This is a genomic window from Desulfoluna sp. CYM3A (assembly GCF_056829965.1).
The window spans coordinates 1,436,218-1,453,855 of the sequence record NZ_CP186556.1; the positions used below are offsets into that span (position 1 = coordinate 1,436,218).

The 17,638-nt window shown below is 59.1% G+C and carries 15 protein-coding genes and 2 pseudogenes; 4 read left to right on the forward strand and 13 right to left on the reverse strand.

Features of this window, described 5'->3' with window-relative positions; translation table 11 throughout:
- Window positions 1–294: 294 nt before the first annotated feature.
- Window positions 295–1,242, forward strand: a pseudogene (gene ansA / locus ACOYW1_RS07435) (asparaginase); the annotation flags it as partial.
- Window positions 1,243–1,352: 110 nt separating this feature from the next.
- Window positions 1,353–1,778 (forward strand): MarR family winged helix-turn-helix transcriptional regulator, encoded by a 426-nt coding sequence (locus ACOYW1_RS07440; protein WP_482416872.1) that lies wholly within the window; start codon window positions 1,353–1,355, stop codon window positions 1,776–1,778.
- Between the two features lie 187 nt (window positions 1,779–1,965).
- Here ACOYW1_RS07440 and ACOYW1_RS07445 read toward each other — a convergent pair whose 3' ends face one another.
- From ACOYW1_RS07445 to ACOYW1_RS07475, 7 genes are all read right to left on the reverse strand, one after another.
- Window positions 1,966–2,427 (reverse strand): hypothetical protein, encoded by a 462-nt coding sequence (locus tag ACOYW1_RS07445; protein WP_482422288.1) that lies wholly within the window; start codon window positions 2,425–2,427, stop codon window positions 1,966–1,968.
- Window positions 2,428–2,518: 91 nt separating this feature from the next.
- Window positions 2,519–3,259, reverse strand: coding sequence for a sulfite exporter TauE/SafE family protein (locus ACOYW1_RS07450; RefSeq protein ID WP_482422289.1), 741 nt, complete (start codon window positions 3,257–3,259; stop codon window positions 2,519–2,521).
- Window positions 3,250–3,675, reverse strand: coding sequence for a rhodanese-like domain-containing protein (locus ACOYW1_RS07455; RefSeq protein WP_482422290.1), 426 nt, complete (start codon window positions 3,673–3,675; stop codon window positions 3,250–3,252). Before ACOYW1_RS07455 ends, ACOYW1_RS07450 begins: the two co-directional genes overlap by 10 nt.
- 21 nt (window positions 3,676–3,696) lie before the next feature.
- Window positions 3,697–4,104 (reverse strand): rhodanese-like domain-containing protein, encoded by a 408-nt coding sequence (locus ACOYW1_RS07460; protein ID WP_482422291.1) that lies wholly within the window; start codon window positions 4,102–4,104, stop codon window positions 3,697–3,699.
- Between the two features lie 107 nt (window positions 4,105–4,211).
- Entirely contained in the window at window positions 4,212–4,391 is a 180-nt protein-coding gene (locus ACOYW1_RS07465) for a hypothetical protein (protein WP_180147390.1), read from the reverse strand.
- A gap of 59 nt (window positions 4,392–4,450) precedes the next feature.
- Entirely contained in the window at window positions 4,451–5,347 is an 897-nt protein-coding gene (locus ACOYW1_RS07470; RefSeq protein WP_482422292.1) for a permease, read from the reverse strand.
- A 497-nt stretch (window positions 5,348–5,844) separates the two neighbouring features.
- Window positions 5,845–6,963 carry an ATP-binding protein gene (locus ACOYW1_RS07475; protein ID WP_482422293.1) on the reverse strand — a complete coding sequence of 373 codons (1,119 nt, stop codon included), beginning with the start codon at window positions 6,961–6,963 and terminating at the stop codon, window positions 5,845–5,847.
- A gap of 600 nt (window positions 6,964–7,563) precedes the next feature.
- Between ACOYW1_RS07475 and ACOYW1_RS07480 the strand changes: the two genes are divergently transcribed.
- Complete coding sequence (locus ACOYW1_RS07480) at window positions 7,564–9,063, forward strand: methyl-accepting chemotaxis protein (protein ID WP_482422294.1); 1,500 nt, start codon at window positions 7,564–7,566, stop codon at window positions 9,061–9,063.
- Between the two features lie 82 nt (window positions 9,064–9,145).
- Window positions 9,146–9,805 (forward strand): class I SAM-dependent methyltransferase, encoded by a 660-nt coding sequence (locus ACOYW1_RS07485; RefSeq protein ID WP_482422295.1) that lies wholly within the window; start codon window positions 9,146–9,148, stop codon window positions 9,803–9,805.
- 101 nt (window positions 9,806–9,906) lie between these two features.
- Here ACOYW1_RS07485 and ACOYW1_RS07490 read toward each other — a convergent pair whose 3' ends face one another.
- The 6 genes and pseudogenes from ACOYW1_RS07490 to ACOYW1_RS07515 form a co-directional block, all read right to left on the reverse strand.
- Window positions 9,907–11,436 (reverse strand): arylsulfatase, encoded by a 1,530-nt coding sequence (locus ACOYW1_RS07490; RefSeq protein WP_482422296.1) that lies wholly within the window; start codon window positions 11,434–11,436, stop codon window positions 9,907–9,909.
- 210 nt (window positions 11,437–11,646) lie between these two features.
- On the reverse strand, window positions 11,647–13,971 hold the full coding sequence (locus ACOYW1_RS07495) for a tetratricopeptide repeat protein (protein WP_482422297.1): 2,325 nt from the start codon (window positions 13,969–13,971) through the stop codon (window positions 11,647–11,649).
- A gap of 22 nt (window positions 13,972–13,993) precedes the next feature.
- Window positions 13,994–14,509 carry a QcrA and Rieske domain-containing protein gene (locus ACOYW1_RS07500; RefSeq protein ID WP_482422298.1) on the reverse strand — a complete coding sequence of 172 codons (516 nt, stop codon included), beginning with the start codon at window positions 14,507–14,509 and terminating at the stop codon, window positions 13,994–13,996.
- A 22-nt stretch (window positions 14,510–14,531) separates the two neighbouring features.
- Complete coding sequence (locus ACOYW1_RS07505; protein WP_482422299.1) at window positions 14,532–15,899, reverse strand: cytochrome b N-terminal domain-containing protein; 1,368 nt, start codon at window positions 15,897–15,899, stop codon at window positions 14,532–14,534.
- Window positions 15,900–16,131: 232 nt separating this feature from the next.
- Window positions 16,132–16,932 (reverse strand): BatD family protein, encoded by an 801-nt coding sequence (locus tag ACOYW1_RS07510; protein ID WP_482422300.1) that lies wholly within the window; start codon window positions 16,930–16,932, stop codon window positions 16,132–16,134.
- 110 nt (window positions 16,933–17,042) lie between these two features.
- Window positions 17,043–17,495: pseudogene (locus ACOYW1_RS07515) on the reverse strand (hypothetical protein); the annotation flags it as partial.
- Window positions 17,496–17,638: the final 143 nt, after the last annotated feature.

Consider the following 17,638-nt stretch of genomic DNA (forward strand, 5'->3'; position numbering starts at 1 on the left):
AACGGAAACGGAGCGCCGCACTCCGGTGCGGCATTTTAGTCCGTCGTTGCCCGTGCTGCACAGGAGTGCGGCGCTCCAGGGGACAAGGTGCTTCGGGGGGAGGAGATGTACGGATGCCGATGGCCAAACGCTGATCAAGGCTGACGTTTGTTTGAATGGCGGATGTGTATTTGATCCGAAGAAGGCGTTTTTTCTTTCCCGTACGTTGACCATAGATTAGGACCACATGAAAAGAAGAATTTACATTGCCATACTGGCCAACCATTGGGATGAAAGTGGGGTGACAGGGGCTACGAGCCCTCTCCTGGGTATCTCAAGGAGCAGATGGCGAAGATGGCCGTGCTGAAGAGCCCGTCCATGCCGGAGTACCACATCCATGAGTACGACCCGCCCCTGGATTCGTCGAGCATGAGCCCTTCGGCCTGGTTTGACATTGCAGAGGACATCGCGGCCCACCACGACGAGTACGACGGGTTCCTGGTGATCCACGGCACCGATACCATGGCCTACACGGCCTCGGCCCTTCCCTTTATGCTGGAGGGGCTGCAAAAGCCGGTGATTTTAACCGGGGGCCAGATTCCCTTGTGCGAGGTGCGGAACGACTCCCGGGAGAACCTCATCACGGCCATGCTGCTGGCGGCCCGGGAGGACATCCACGAGGTGTGCCTTTTTTTCGACAACCGCCTGTTTCGCGGCAACCGCACCACCAAGTGGAACGCCGGGGGCTTCGACGCCTTTGATTCCCCCAACTTTCCCCCTCTGGGCACCACGGGCATCGACATCGAGATCAACAGGGACCTGCTGCTGCCAAAGCCCGAGGGGCAGGGCTCCCTGCGGGTCCAGCGGCTTTACAGCTCCCCGGTGGCGGTCTTGCGTCTCTTTCCCGGGATTTCTGCGGCGGTGGTGAAAAACCTTCTGGCTCCGCCCATCAAGGGGCTGGTTCTGGAGACCTACGGGGTGGGTAACGCCCCGGATAACGACCCCGAACTCATGGCCGTGCTGAAAGAGGCCACGGATCGTGGCGTGGTGATCGTTAACTGCACCCAGTGCCTGAAAGGGCGGGTGATGATGGGAACCTACGCCACGGGCTCTGCCCTTCTGGAGGCCGGTGTCATCAGCGGGTTTGATATGACCCCGGAGGCGGCCCTTGCCAAAATGTTTTTTCTTTTCAGTACCCGTTCGGATACACAGGTGATTCGCGAGCTCATGCAGGCCAGTCTGAAAGGGGAGATGACAGCGTAACTGCTCGGTCTGCGCCCTATGCAGCGCCCGTGTTTTTTCCCAGCGTATGTTGACAGTGAAGGATAGATGCCTTATTGGTTGATAAGGTCAATTAAATAAGGGGTACGATTATGGCGGAAAACACAGAACAGTTTGTGCGGTATATTGATGACATTGTGTGGCGCTTCGGCATCCACGTCCAGGACAACAGCTGTTGCCACGGCATGTCCTATGCGGACATCCGGGCGCTCAAGGAGATCTCCCTGGAGTGCGACTGCTCCATGCAGGGCATTGCCCGGAAGCTGGGGTTTACCAAGAGCGGCGCCACCCGGGTGGTGGACAGGCTGGAGAAGAAGGGGCTTGCCGAAAGGCGCCGCAGCGAGACGGACGGGCGGGTCTGCTGTGTTCAGCCCACGGCCAAAGGCCGGGACGCCCTGGAGGAGATCAACCGCAACGCCCATGCCCGTATGGAGGAGATCGTTGCGAAGATCGATGCGCCCATGCGGGAGATCATCCTCACCGCCCTGGGCAGCTTTCTCGGTGCCGCCAACAAGTAAGGGTGGGCCGGAAGAGAGTCCGGGGCTTGGGGGCTGACGCCCTGGCCCCAGAAAATAATGAGGACGTGATAATACAGGAAAGGCACCGGCCAGTTTGGGTCGGTGCCTTTTTTGGTTCGGTGGCAGCGTCCAGTGAGGCAACGCTGCTCACCGGGTCTGACGCGCCTTACGAAGAAGAAAGGGGACGTTATTTTTCAGAGTCCAGCTTCTCTGCAACGGCTTTGCCGTATTGATACGCCGCCATGCCGTCTTTATCCGTCAAAAGGGCGTATTTTCCCTGGCTGCTGCGGGCCACCAGGCTCAATCGATCGTAGAGCTTTTCTGCCCTGGCGGTTTCGCTGTGGGTCTCCGCGATATAGTTCCTGGGAATATAAACGCGCTGTACGGTGACGCGAAGGGTGTCGTTTGCACCCTTTGTGGCGTGGACTTTGAGAACGCGTCCCTTGCCGTTGGTAAAATAGGATACGTTTCCATCCGTATGGGCCATGGCTGTTTCCCCTAAGGCGTAGAGTTCGCTTCCAGGCACGGCCTTTTGCCCGTGCATAAAGTCAAGCACATGGGCTGACGCCTGGGTGGAAAAGATGGCGGCTCCGAGGAGTACTGCGGCAGTTGAGAGAATCGTACGTTTTACCTGGTTGAAGCATGTCATTTGTTTGTTACTCCTTTCTGATTCGATGAATGACCGGTGGTTCCGGTCCGCTATAGGTCCGGTTCTTGAAACCGGGTAGTGATTGCGGGTGTTATCCCGCAAGTTTCCAGAGTATTCGCAGGCCTGAGACCATCAGGGAGAGGGCCAGGACCATGCGGATCCGTTTCTGATCGATGCGGTGCATGGCCCGGGTTCCGAGGAGTCCCCCGCCCAGGGCGGCGACGGATGCCACCGCGCATGTCTCAAGGGAGAGGGAGCCCATGGCCGTGTAGGCCATAAATCCTGTCAACGATGAGAAGGGGACGGAAAGGGCCGTCACCATGGCGATCTGCTGTGCCCGAAACCCCATGCCGTGAAGGGCCGGCACGATGACCCCGCCGCCTCCGACGCCCAGCATCCCCGAGATGAGCCCCGATACCGATCCCAGCAAGGCGCTTCCCGCCGGGGGGCATGTGTCCGCCGCCTGTTTTGTGGATTCCCGGGTCGGGCGGACAATGACCAGCCCGGACAAGATCATGAAACAGGCGAAGGCTCCCTGGAGGATGGTCTGGGGGATCAGTGTGGAGACCCAGGCCCCTAAAGGTGCTGCCGGAAGGGAGCAGGCAATGAGGGGCCACCAGGGGCCGGGTTTGAGCTGTCCGCTTCGAAGGTTGTGGACCGTGGCCCCGCCCAGGCTCGCCACGTTGACGAGGAGCGCTACGGGCCTGGCCGTTACCGGGGGGACGCCCACGGCCATGAGGGCCGGGACCAGGGCCACGGCACTGCCCACCCCGCCCAGGGCGAAGAAGAAGCTCAGGGCAAAGGCCAGGGCGGCAACGGTTATCAGCAGCATGTGCGGCACCCGCACCCGGGCGTGGCCTCCAGTGATCCGCGTACGCCTGCGGCATGCAGGGGGCCGGGTTTCAGCAGTTTGGCCATTTCGGGCAGCCCCTGGGGGATGATGGAGACCTGGTCAAATCCCCTGGCGATGAGGTAGGCCATGGCCACGCTGGGGCGCCAGGGGCCGTCGGCAAAAAGGATCACCGGTACGTCATCGGGGATCTCGTCAAGACGGTCCGGCAATTCGTTCAGGGGGATGTGGACTGCCATGGGAAGGGAGAACCCTTCAACCTCTTCGCGGGTGCGCAGGTCCATCAGAAAGGCCCTGTTTTTGATAAGGCCGGGCAGGGCGGCCGGGCTGGTGGCAAACCCTCCGGTGCCAAAGGCTTCGTAATCCATTTCCCTAAAATAGTTTCGTATGTTTTCCATAATGCGCCTCAATTGTATGGTTCAGAATGAACGGTTTGATGGGGTGGCGTCTTTTCGCCGATGGATTTCAGCCGGAGAAAACAGTTTCATCATCTCTTCGGAGTTTGCCAGCAGGGTCCGGGCAGAAGCAAAGCCTTCGGCCTTCAGGTAAAACGCGGCCATGCTGGCTCGCACCACCGAGGTGCAGAAGACCACAACGGCTTTGTCCCGCGGCACGTCGTCCAGGCGGTCGGGCAGCTGCTCTAAGGGGATGTGGATTGCGTCCCCGAATCGGGCGTAGGCTGTCTCCTCGTCGGTACGGACATCGAGAAAGACGCACTGCTCTTTGTCGGCAAGGCAGTCGGCTGCTGCCGCAAGGGAGATGCCGTGCTTTTCGGTTGCAAAAAAATGAAGGTCCATGGCCTTGAGGGTGTGGTCTAATTGATTCATGCTCAGGGTCCTGATTCCATCCACGACAAATGGATGTCAGAGGGTTGGCTCCCGGCGGCATCGCCGGGAGCGTTCGGGGTTCATGTGATTGATCTGCACGGGATGGCTCAGCAGCATCCGCAGCAGGAGTTTTTCTTCTCTTTGGTCTCAGGCCGGGTTTCCGGCGTCTCCTTTGACTGGGAAGACTCGGTTTCCGAGATCTCTTCGAGTTCCATGGTGCAGCAGCTCTCAGATTTGTTTTTGCCAAAGAGTTTTCCGAACAATCCGTTTTTTTTCTCGTTGCTCATGGGGTGTCTCCTTTTGTGTTGAAACGTTTTTGGTGCGTTTTCTTGCTGAAAGATAAGGGTTAAGCGGGCATCAGGTTGAACACGTACCCGCCGATGACCGCCGTGGCAAAGATGACCGCCACCACGGAGGCCACCAGCCGCTTGCGGAAGATGCTTGCCAGCATGCTCATCTCCGGTATGGCCATGCCGGCTCCGCCGATGATCAGGGCGATGACGGCCCCCATGCTCATGCCCTTCTGGGAGAGGGCAAGGCCGATGGGAATGGCGGTCTCTGCACGGATGTACAGCGGGATGCCGATGACCGCGGCCACGGGAATGGCAAAGGGGTTCTCAGGTCCTGCCAGCCGGGCCACGAACTCCTGGGGAAGGTAGCCGTAAATGGCGGCCCCGATGCCCACCCCCACGAGGAGGTAGACCAGCACTCCGCGGAAATCGGACCATGCCGAAAGAAACGATGCCTTCAGCTTGCCCCCAAAGGAGGCGGGCACCTGCTGGCCGCCGGAGGCCATGCCGTTTTTCAGGCGAACGTGCCGGACGTGGGCGGCTCCGCCGGTTTTCTCCAGGATCACCCCGAACACCACGGATGCGGCAAAGGTGACGGTAAAGTAGATGATGCTGGCCTTAAGACCCATCATGGCCGCCACCATGGCCAGGATAATGGGGTTGAGCAGAGGCGAGGCGATGACAAAGGACATCACCGGCCCGAAGGGCGCCCCCGCGTTGAGCATGCCCAGGGTCATGGGAATGGTGGAGCAGGCGCAAAACGGGGTGAGGGAGCCCACCATGGCTGCGATGACATTGCCCACCACGCCCCGTCGGGAGAGCCAGGACCGGAGCTTTTCATGGGGTATGTACATGAGGACCAGGGCCACGATGGTACTGATGCCAAGGAACAGGACCGTCAGTTCGGCGGTGATGAACGCGAAGTACCCAAGGGTCTTAGACAGGGAGTTCATGGTAAATCCATCCTTTTGATTGATGTTGTCAACTAATAGAATAAAATTTTTTGCCCTGATTTGGGGCGCCGGTCGCCTGAGGCGGACTCGGAGTCATGATTTTACATGCTTTTAAAATATCAGCCCACCACTACGTGGGCTATTTCGTTGTTATGATCAACTATAAGCCCTTAGGTTGATGGTGTCAACTAAATGGGCGAGATATTTTTCCGTTGTCGTGTCTGGTTAGGGATAAGTGGCTGTTTCTTCGCGGTTTGTCTCGTGTGTTGTGGTGGTCTGTCGCTGGCACGGAATGCATGGGGGGGGGCGAAAAGGGGGGCTGTATCGATCAACGGTTCTGAAATAGAAGGGGAATGATGCGTGCCTTGGCCCGGAATTCACGAGCCGAGTGCACCTACTATTCAAAGTATCAGAGCTGAAGAAGTCGTGGTTTTACAAAGGCTCTGATAACGCAGAAGACGGGTGCACTCGGCTCGTCCCAAGGGTGAGAAGTTCGATCAGAATACCCCGCCTTTATCCTGGATCTCCGTAAAGGAGTGGAAGGCCTCGGGGCGGCCTTTTTCAGCCTGGATGCGGTCGTACATGGCCTGGACGCTTTCCGGGACATCGGGCATCTGCTCCGGGGTCCGTTTGGTTAGTTTTGCGGCGCCTTCGGGGCAGGTGGTGGTGCAGAGGCCGCAGCCCATGCACTTGTTGGGGTGGATGGAGGCCTTGCCGTCGATGATGCGGATGGCCTTGAACATGCAGCGGTCCAGGCAGGTGCCGCAGCCGGTGCAGGCCTCGGTGTCCGGGGTGTTTATGTAGGAGGCCTTGGTGAGCTGGTTGTGGAGCCCAAGGTGCACCACGGTGGCCATGATGCCGCAGCTGCATTTGCAGCAGTTGCAGATGTAGTCCAGGTCCCCTGCCGAGTTCTGGGTCTGGGTGACCAGGCCCTCGCGATCGGCCATGTCCATGATGGCCAGGGCCTCTTCTTTGCTGATCTCTTCTGCCCGAAGGTCGTTTTCGATGAAAAAATCCGCGCATCGGTTCAGGGAGAGGCAGGTGCGGACGGGGTGGTCGCAGCCGCGGCCCTCGGCTTTGGATTTCAGGCGGCAGAGGCAGTCGGTGAGGGCGATGCGGTCCGCCTCCAGGATTTTGGTTTTTACCACGTCGTGGGGGAGGATCTCCTGGACGGATTCCACGCTTTTCTCCACGGGGACGATGCGGAAGAGGGAGGTCTTGCCGCCAAAGACCTCCAGGCCCATGGCCTCCATCATGTACTGGTTGTGCAGGTCGGTGTACTCCCTGTCCAGACGGTTAATCTGGTACTCGTAGGTGCCCACGATGTACGGAGCCAGCACGTAGTGGCGTTCACCGTTGACGGTGGTGGTGATAAGAAGGCCCCTTTTTCCCATGCGGTCCAGTTTTGCCTTGCAGGCCTCGGGGTCGGTGCCGGTTTTATCGGCCACCTGATCCGCCCGTTGGGGGGCCGGGGTGAGGCTCAGCGTCAGCTCGGCCTCTTCGGGTTCGTACATCTTTTTTAACAGGGCGATATCCACACCACTTTCCGTGGGGGGAAATCCCATGGGAAGTTGGTTCAAGTGTTCCTGGAGTTTTCTGTACACGGAATCCGGCATGGGGTCTCCTTGCATGTCAGGGGTTGTCGTCGGCTGTTAGCCCGGATATTTCACGGGTTGCACCCAAATCATTCAAGGCATCAGAGCTTCAATAACAATCTTCGTGCTTTGGTCTGGCCGTTTTTTTATGAAATATCGGGAGGCCGCCTTTCCGGGTGGGGCGCTGCACCCGGGGCATGGGGCAATCACGCCGCTTCCCAGGCAAAAGGCTATCGGAAGATGGTTACCTTTGTCAATATGGTTGATGTACGAAGTAATATATTGCGGCGTGATGGTAAATATGATGGGTGTTACTTCAATTTATATTAGAGTTGGGAAGCCGTGTGAGGTCATGAAAAAATATTGTATGCATACAAACTAATTGAATCCGCGTATTTGGACCCGGGATTGCTTCTCTTTTGAAAAGAGGTATGTTGATATTTGCTGAAAAACGGTTTAACTATTCCCTCTAAGAGTATGAATGGCAGATATATCACAAATGGTGATAATGGCTTTTGACAGGGGTCTTGAGCGTTTTGATCGGGTTCCCCTTGAAGGTAAGTAAATACGGTGGGCTTTGGTGGCTGCCGTGCAGATAAGTCAGTAAAAGGGAGGGGATGTATGTCTGTGGAAGAGATGGATCGGGAACGCAAGGAACAGGTCAATGCGAAGAAGTATCAGGATCTCTACGCATTTTCCGGCCCTTCGGTGGTGGCTTTTTTCGTGGTGTTCTGCATACTCCTGGCCGTGACGCCCATGGTCAGGGAGCATACGCTTATCACCGTTATGTTCGGCACCGTCATCGTCGCTTTGAGTCTGCTGAGACTGGCGGCGGCCCGAAAGGCGGCAACCTCCTACAACGAGAATCCTCTGTTCTGGAATCGTTTCTTTCTGGTATCGACCCTCGTGTCCGGCCTTGTGTGGGGGGGCGTGTGCATGCTGGTCATTCATTTGTACGGGACCACCTCAGCCTACAGTACCTATGCCATGGTGATGACCTGCGGCCTGGTGGGGGGGTGTGTTATCTCCCTGGCACCGGCGCTGAGGCTTCTGGTGGCTTACGTGGCCTGCCTGCTGGTGCCCGTTATCGTGTGGACCGCTTTCAACGGTGAGTGGGCCATCGGTGTCGTGTTCCTGACCTATATCCTGGGGATGATGGGGGTGGGCAAGAAGACCAACGCCTCGTACCGCCTGAACATTGAAAACTCTGTATTGCTTGATGAGCGGGCCGCCGACATCACCATGCTGATCAACGAACTGAGGGAAAAAGCGTCGGAGCTTACCGGTACCTCCGAGGGGCTTCGGGATATCTCCGAAGAGATGGTGGGGGCCTCGGAAGAGACAGCCACCCAGATCGGCGGGGTAACGTCGGACGCCTCGTCCATGCGCGAGAACACCGCTGCCATTTCAGCGGCTGTGGAGCAGGCTTCCCACAACATGGAGCTCACCTCGGCCTCCATGGAAGAGATGGCCCGTGCCGTAACGGAGATCGCCGGTCAGTCTGCCCGGGCCATGGAGATCTCCACCCAGGGCGTCCACCGCTCCGAAGAGGCCTCCCGGGAGATCAAGCGCCTGGACGAAGCGGCCCGGGAGATCGGCAAGATCACCGAGGTAATCACCGAAATCTCCGAGCAGACAAACCTCTTGGCCCTTAACGCCACCATTGAGGCAGCCCGTGCCGGTGAGGCGGGCAAGGGGTTTGCTGTTGTTGCCAACGAAATCAAGGCCCTTGCCCATCAGACCGCCGAGGCCACCAGCGGCATTCGCGGCCAGGTCAAAGGGATTCAGGACGCCACCGCCGACTCCACAAAGCAAATCACGGCCATCTCCGAGGTGATTGGAAACATCAGCACCATCGTCAACGGCGTGGCCGCAGCCATCGAAGAGCAGTCGGCCTCCACCCGTGAGATCGATGTCAACGTAGGGGAGATGAACGACGGTATGGGCGATATCACCGCCAAGGCCGCAGAGAGCAACCAGGCCAGTGAAACCATCCTGGGGCGCATCGAAGAGGCCGCCACCCAGACCCGGGGCAACTTGGAGAACAGCCGCAAGGTCATGGACAGCGCCAAAGAGGTCCTGGACAGCCTCAACCAGGCCGTGGTCCGTCTGTCGGCGTAGCCCGGATATCTCATGAGAAACGGCAGGATTAAAAGCGGTGATCTTATCGGCGCATATCCTGGGCAGAGGAGCCGGGAAGGCCATGGAGCAGAACAGCGAAGAAAAAACACGCGATCAGATCAAGGCCTTTGTTGACCTGGCGCATCGGGACATTCTGGAAATCGGGTGCGGGGACGGCCGGTTGACCGAATGGCTGGCAAGGGAGACCTCTTCCATTACAGCCATTGAACCGGATGAGGAGAGGGCGGCGAAGGCAAAGGGGACGGTCCCGGGGGCGGAGGTTGCCGTCGGGTCCGGCGAGGCCTTGGCATTTGCCGACGCCTCCTTTGACATCATCCTCTTCAGCCTGTCACTTCATCACCATCGGGATTGCGGTAAGGCCCTTGCCGAGGCGTGGCGGGTGCTCCGGGACCGTGGGAGCCTGCTGGTGCTGGAGCCCTTAAATGATGAAGGCATGGGGCAGGTGTTTGCACTGCTCCACAACGAAGACCGGGAAAAGGCGGCGGTGCGCCGGGCCATCGGTGACAGTGACTGGGTGGTACGCCGCAGTGAGACATTTGAAAGCCGGTGGGTTTTCGAGAGCCCGGAGGAATTTCATGGGTGGGCTTTCGGGTATTTCGACATGGCCTTTGACCCGAAGCTGGCAAAACAGATGGCGGAACAGCCCGATGTGGACCTTGACGCCCGGCCCATTGTCCTGACGGAGGTCCAGGAGCTTCTGCTGCTCAAAAAAAACGTGTGAGCCAAGCCGTTTACCCGGCGCTACATAAAAAAAGCCCCTGTCGCTTGCGACAGGGGCTTTTGTCGTTTGGTAGCCAGTTCAGCCCTTAGTGGGAGCCGCCTTTATATAGGGTCTCCATCACGGAGTCCACATTGAATTTGGCGGGCTTCTGGCGTGGCGGGTAGTCTTTCAGGGTTGCGATGAACTTGCCCACCACATGCTGGGCCGGGGTGAGGAGAAGAGATCGCGCTCCTCACGTACCAGCGGCCGTAGTTGTTGGAGTCGGTGTCGGCACGCTCGTAGGGGTCGCTCCTGAGGTTGAAGATCTTGGGAGCGCGAAGCCAGACAAAGGGCTCTTGCCACACGTCGATCTTTTTCGCCCGTTGCTCGGCAAAGACGATCTTCCACTGGTCATAGCGCAGGCCCACAAGCTGGGCGTCGTCGTTAAAGTAGAAGAAGCTCTTTCGGGGGCCTTCTTTCTCCTTGCCGGTGATGTGGGGCAGGAAGTTGAAGCCGTCTAAATGAACCTTGAACTTTTTGCCGGCGGCTTTGTGGCCTTTGAGAAGTTTTTCCGAGACCTTCTCGTCACCCACGGCTGCCATGAGGGTGGGGACCCAGTCCAGCATGGACATGATCTCGTTGGAGACGGTGCCGGGGGGAACCTTGCCGGGCCAGCGCACCATGGCCGGAACCCGGTATCCGCCTTCCCAGTTGGTGTTCTTCTCGCCGCGGAAGGGGGAGATACCGCCGTCCGGCCATTCGTTGTAATGGGGGCCGTTGTCCGTGGTGTAGACCACGATGGTGTTCTCCTCCAGGCCCTGGGCCTTGAGGAAATCCAGGAGGTCGCCCACCATCTTGTCGTGTTCCACCATGCCGTCGGCGTAGACGCCCAGGCCCGTGACGCCCTGGCTCTCTTTTTTCAGGTGGGTGTAAAAGTGCATGCGGCTGGGGTTGAACCAGGCAAAGAAGGGCTTGTCTGCTTTTTTGGCCCGCTCGATGAAGTCCTTGGTGGAGGCTAAGAATTCTTCGTCTACGGTCTCCATGCGCTTGCGGGTCAGGGGGCCTGTGTCCTCGATCTTGCCGTCGGCCGTGGATTTGATGACGCCCCTTGGGCCGAACTTTTTACGGAAATCGGGGTTCTTCGGGTAGTCCTCGTGCTCAGGCTCCTCTTCAGCGTTGAGGTGGTAGAGGTTGCCGAAGAACTCGTCGAAGCCGTGGGCCGTGGGCAGGAACTCGTCCTTGTCGCCCAGGTGGTTTTTACCGAACTGGCCGGTCATGTAGCCGTGGGGCTTCAGGAGCTCTGCCAGGGTGGGGTCTTCGGGCTGGATTCCCAGGTCTGCACCGGGAAGGCCCACCTTGCTGAGCCCCGTGCGAACCGGGCTCTGGCCTGTAATAAAGGCGGAGCGTCCGGCGGTGCAGCTCTGCTCTGCATAGTAGTCGGTGAACATCATGCCTTCGTTGGCCAGGCGGTCGAGGTTGGGGGTCATAAAGCCCACAAGGCCCTTGCTGTATGCGCTGACATTGTGGACGCCCACATCGTCGGCCATGATGACGAGGATGTTCGGCTTTTTAGCGGCCGAGGCAGGGCTCACAGCGAGGACCATCGCAACGGATGCGGCGATGACCGCGACCATCAATTTGCCAGTTTTCATAATCTGCTCCTTGGTTAGGGGTCGACTCGACGATTTTCCACGAAAGGGTCATCATCGGCAAAAAGACGATTTGGTTGTTGCTGGGGATTGCTCTTGAGAAGAAGGGGTGAGGTAAGTTTTTAAAATAATATCTTTTTTTATTTGGTTTATCAACGGTAAACCAACATATGGTGATGAACTGTTTTTTTTGCTTCCGCAGGGGCTGATGCCTTATTCCGCTGCCCCGGGGGAGGAAGGCTCGGCAGACACATGCCGGAGGTAATTGAGGAGGTCGTATCCGGTTCGGTTGGACGGATGCTTTTGAACCATGGCACGGGCCACCAGGACGGCGTCATCGTACCGCTGGTTTTTGATCAGGTGGTCGGCCAGGGCCAGGAGGTAATCGGCATGGTCCGGTTCCAGGGCGAGGGCCCGGAGCAGGGAGGCTTCGGCTTCCGCGTTTTCCCCCAGGTGCTGGAGGAGCAGCCCCAGGTTGTAATGGACGCGGGATCGCTCCGGCAGCCCCTCTGCCGCCTGGCGGAGCCAGGTTGCGGCTTCGGCGTATTGCTTCTCTTCGGCCAGCAAAAGCCCCAGGGAGTATGCCATGTGGTAGCGCTCTGGGTGGGTTTTCAGGATGTCCCGGAAGAGCGCAACGGCCCCCTGGTTGTTGCCTATGCGGTTGTAGAGCATGGCCAGGTTGTTTTTGGCCGGGAAGAACTGGCCGTCGATGCGGATGGCTTCGCGGTACTGGGCAATGGCCTGGTCCGTGTCGCCCAGGGCATCGTGCATGATGGCCAGGTTGAAACGGCCTGATGCGAAATCAGACGCATATTCCATGGCTTCGCGGTATTCGTCGATGGCGGTGTTGAAGACGATTTTCTGGTTGGTGTCGAGCTGCTCCCTGTGGACGGGGGCCAGACACAGAGCCGCCTGGATGCGCACGGCTTTTACCGGATCGTAAAGCAGCGGGGTGATGAGCCGGGTGGTTTTTTCATGCCCGGTGAGGTTCAGAGTCGCGATGCCGGTGTGGCGGATCAGGGCTTCGCTGTCCGACAGGGACTCCTCCAGCACGCCAATGACCTCATCATCCATGTAGCGTTGCAGCAGGGAGAGGGCTGTGGCCCTTACCACCGGCGGCCTTAGTTGATCCTGAGAGAGCCGGATCAGCTCTTTTTTTGCCTTTGGGTTGCCTTTCCGTGCCTCGGCAAAGGTGGTGCCGTAATGGGCCCGTTTCCTTAATCCGTACCATGTCTGGGTCCAGTTGGCGGACCACTGAACTGTTTTGTCTCCGTGGCAGCCTGTGGCGTTGCAGGCGTTGGGGGTCTGAAGGGCAAGGCTCAAATCGGGCCTGGGGATCCGGATGCTGTGGTCGGCTCGCATGTCGATGCCCATGTACGGGCTTTCGGGCATGTGACAGCTGATGCAGTCATCACCTTTGCTGGGCTTTCCCTTGTCCACGGCTTTGTGGAAGTGGTGGTCGGCCGTGTCGTAGATATCCTTGCGGTGGCACTGGAGGCACAGGTCATTGCCATCCAGCTTTCGGTCCAGGCTGTGGACGTCGTGGCAGTCGCTGCACATGACCTCCCTCTGGTACATTTTGCTCTGGGTAAAGGATCCGTAGACATAGACTTCATCTAAAATCTGCCCGTCGGGGTGGTAGAGCCCTTCGTTGAGAAGGGAGGGGATGACGCAGTCCATGATGTCGTCGTCCCGGTGGTCAAAATCCGCAAAGGAGGCACGCCGTGAGTGGCAGCGGGCACAGATGGCGAGCTGGGCGTCGGGGGTGATGTCCCGGGTGTCCACCAGTAAATGGTAGTTTTCTGTTTTTTCCCGGCCCATCTCGGGCTTTTCAGCCCAGGCCACATGGGCGGAGCCCGGCCCGTGGCACGCCTCGCAGCTCACGTCAATCTCGGTCCAGGTGGTGTTGAAGGTGTCGGTGCGGTGGTCATAGCCCTTGCGGAGATGTGTGGAGTGGCATTCTGCGCACATGCCGTTCCAGTTCTGGGCCGCGTTGGTCCAGTGGAGCCAGTCGTCGGGGTCGTCCGTGTGGTTGGGAAGGGCGTACCACTTTTTTTTCTCCACGTCCCAGGCGATGGTGAGGCACTGGTACCGGCCCCCGGGAAAGGGCACCAGGTACTGCTGGAGGGGAAAGACACCAAAGGTGTGGGTGATTTGAAAATCGTCGTTTTGTCCATCCGGCCCCAGGGTGTTGACGTAAAAGGCGCCGTTGTCCTTGTAAAACCGGGTAGTGATACCGCTTTGGGTGAAGACGGCGTCATTGAAGTCCCCGAGAACCGTGGCCTCGGTGGCCGTGTCCATGGCCAGGTCGTGGTGGGAGTTGCGCCACTTGTCGTACTCGGGCTTGTGGCAGCCGATGCAGGCTTGCCTGCCCACAAAGGTAGGGTCGGCGGGGGCCGGTGCCGGACGGGTTCGGCGCAGGTAATCTGCCTTCAGGACATAGAGCGGAATGGCCAGAACAATGACCAGGGTAGCGATGACACCTGCCTGGATCCAGCGTCGGTGCTCAGGTCGATTTTGGGTGAGGTCAGAGGGCATGGCCTTGTCCGGTGGTTTCTGCTCAGGCATAGGCGATTTGCGAAGGGTCCAGAACGTTGCGGCGGATGGTTCTGCTTGTGTCCACGGTGATCACGCCGTTTTCGATGGTCACGGGGTAAATATCCAGAGGCCGCGGCGCCGGTGGGCTGATGACGCTTCCTTTTCTGTCAAAGGCCGAGGCATGGCAGGGACAGATGAATTTTTTCTCGTCATCGTTCCAGGGCACGGTGCAGCCCAGGTGGGTGCACTTGCGGGAGATGGCAAGGACGCCGCCGTCTTCCAGTCGGGAAAGGTAGAAGCGGCCCCGCACAAAGGCGGTGACCGATCCCATGGGAAAATCCTCCAGCTTTCCGGCCACAATGAGCATGTCCGACGGGGCGGCCTGTGAGGTTTTTTTGCCGGGCCTGAGAAACCCGGAGGCAATCCAGAGAAATTCGCCGGCGGCCATGAGCCCGAGAAAAGCCCAGACGGTTTTGAGGAAACTCCGCCGTGGCGGTGTGGGCTGCTGGCCTTCGGTGTGGGTGGTCTGCGTGGTCATGGAATCTGTTTTTCTCCGATGGTCAGTGAGCAAAGGGCTGGACAAGCCCCATGCCTTCTCCCCTGAACCAGACACCGGTGAGGGTGAGAAGGGCAAATGAGACAACAGCCAGGGTAAAAAGGGCCAGGGTTGTTTCGTTGTTCGTGGTGGCGAAGCGCCGTTTGATGATCCGGGTGAACACGGCCAGGGCAACGCAGGCTGATGCCGTGGGCAGGATGCCCTCGGTGACCACGGGGGGCAGCCCCGGAAACCATTCGGAAAGGCCGGGGGCGTATTCGCTCAGCATCACGGTGGCAGGCACCACGACCCCCGCCGTGAGGGCGGCGGTGATTCCCGCTTTTTTTCCCTGGGAAGAGAAAAACCAGACGCCCCCCGAGGGCGTGTCGTATCTGCGATAGGGCAGGCCCAGGCAGAGGAGCAACAGGGCCGCGGGGATGATGCATACCGCAAAGGTGGGGTGGAGATGCAGCAGCAGCTCCTGGAATCCCATGAAGTACCAGGGGGCTTTGGCCGGGTTCGGGCTGAGCCCGGGGTTGGCCATTTCCCCCAGCGGGGCGTTGAACGCCACCGAGATTGCCATGACAACGGCCACGAGAACCAGGGCCACCACCCCTTCCCTTACCGCGAGGTTCGGCAGGGTATCCACCATGGTCGGGCGCTGATCGTCGGAGGGATCGGGCGGGAGCACCACGCCTCCGGCCTTTCGGATGCGCCAGAAGTGCCAGGCCATGAGGATGATCATGCTTCCGGGCAGGACCGTGGTGTGGAGGGTAAAAAAGATCATGAGGGTGTGGGAGCCGGTGCCCTCACTTCCCTGGAGAGTGGCCCGGATCCAGCCCCCGGCAAGGGGGATGTACTCGGTCATGCCCGTGGAGATGGTGACGGCCCAGTAGGACAACTGGTCCCAGGGCAGGAGGTACCCGGTGAAGTTGGAGAGAAGGATCCCGGTAAAGAGGCACACACCGATGACCCAGTTGAACTGGCGCACCGTGTGAAAGGCCCCGGTATAAAAGACCCGCAGCATGTGCAGGAAAGCGGCGAAGATAAGGAAGTTGGCGCTGATGTAGTGGATGTTCCGGACCAGCTGTCCGAAGGGAATCTCGTTTTGCAGGGTCAGGATAGACTGATAGGCTTTATCGGGAAAGGGTTCGTAGACAAAGAGGAGCAGCATCCCGCTTGCGGCCAGAAGGGAAAAGAGCACCGCACACATGCCACCCAACCCCCAGGTGAGGGTAAAACGCAGGGCCGCTAAGGGGACCCGTCTGGGGTGGATATGCAGCACCAGGTTTTCATAGCCTGCCCAGCCCCTTTTGTGCTCGGTTCCCGGGCGCACGGGGGGATGGGAAATGGAGCGTCGCAGTCGGGTAAATACGGTGTGGGCCTCGTCCATGGCGGTTCCGGTGTCGGTGTCGATATGGGTATGTTTGCTCTACGTAGGGGCCGGGAGGATCAGGAACACGATGTCTGCGCGGGACTCTGGAGGCAGCAGGGGGTGGTGAATGAAGCCTGTGGCTTCGGTGGAACTTAGCTTCTGGAATACTACAATGTTTTTTCATAAAATCAAGATGAATAGTGGATGGTACGGCAGGCAGGCATGGGTGGGAAAACCGGTTGTGCCTCGGTCAGGACGGGTTCAGCCCGGGTAATCCGTTTTTAGAGGTTTTTGTTTTTTCCTTTTTAAGAAGGCGGCGACGGGATGTGCAAAGGGCCTTGAAAAAGGCGGGGGCATCGAACAGCTTCTGGCTGCCGGGGGATTGGAACAGTTGCCGTTGCAGGCGGTTTGCCTGTTCGGCAAGGGGCGGGTTTCGGGTGATGTCGCTGATGAGGGCCGGGGTGAGGGAGCCCGGGCCGTTGGGGAGGGCATCTATCCACGCGAGCAGGGCCGCGTAGGTGGCTGCAGGGTCCTTGGCCTTGCAGGCTGTTTTGATTGCCTTGAAGCAGGTCTTCTCCGCGCATTTTTCGGCCTGTCGCCATGCAATGAAACGTTCGCCCAATGTGGCCCGGTATTTTACCGCCGCCCCAACGCACAGCGCGAGGACGATGCCAGAAAAAAGGAGCCACGGCACGGCCCGGTTCCAGGAAGAGAGGGGCAGGGGGGCATCGGTTCCCGTCAGGAGGTTGGGGTTGGCCTTCACCTTGAGGTTCACGGCCGGAAGGGTTTTTACCTGGAGGGTGTCGTTCTTGAGGTCCCACCAGTGGACCGTTACCTCCGGGAAGGTGACGGTTCCCTTGGCTTCACACACATAGGTAATGGTCTCGGTCCGCTCTCCGGTGAAGTCCCCACGGTCTGTCTTGTCGTTGACAAAGGGTTCTTTGGGGTAGATTCCCACGGAGCGGATGTCGGGAACCTCAAGGGGCGGGAAGGCCATGCCCGGAACGTCATCGGCCCGCATAGTGATGCGGCGGGTAAAGGCATCCCCCACCCGGGCCTCTTCCGGTTCCGGGTCCCACGCTTCGGCTGCTCAGCCTCCGTGCAGATGAGTGCGGAAAGATCTTCGGCCCCCGGGGGCATGACGGCATCCAGGGTGAGGGGCTCGGTCTTCAGCGTGACCTCCCGGGGCGGGGCTGCCCCGGGACCGGTGGGATAAAAGCGCACGTCAAAGGGTTCAATGACCCGCTTGCCCGGCCGCTGGGCAAACAGGGCGAACTCATGGCCCTGGACACTGTAGGTGACGCCGTCTGCGGTTTCCGTGCTGTTGATGCCGAAGGTGTTGAGCTTCAGCGCGATAACCCCCGGTATCTCGGGTATGTCAAACCCTGGGGACCCGGAAAACCGGGCTGTGGTCATGAGCTCGATGGAGAGGGTCACCCTCTGGCCCACCTTGACCTCGCCTTCCGGGGCTAGGGAGACGCGGATTTTTTCCGAAGGGCCCTGGGCGCCTGCCGGGGATGACAGAAGAAGGATGCCTGCGAGAAGCAGGAAAAGGAAACGGCAATGCCGTAACAGTGAGACCCTTGGGAACGTGGTTGCGGGGTGTGTTTTCATGGGATGTTTTTTACCTGCCTTTTTGAGGGGCGCACCGGTTTAGCCCATAATGTTCGGGCAAAACACAGAGTGTTGCGCTGGGCTGCCCTGCTTTATTTTAACAGCTTGTCCGGTGACATCCCGTAGGGTGTGCTTGCGCACCA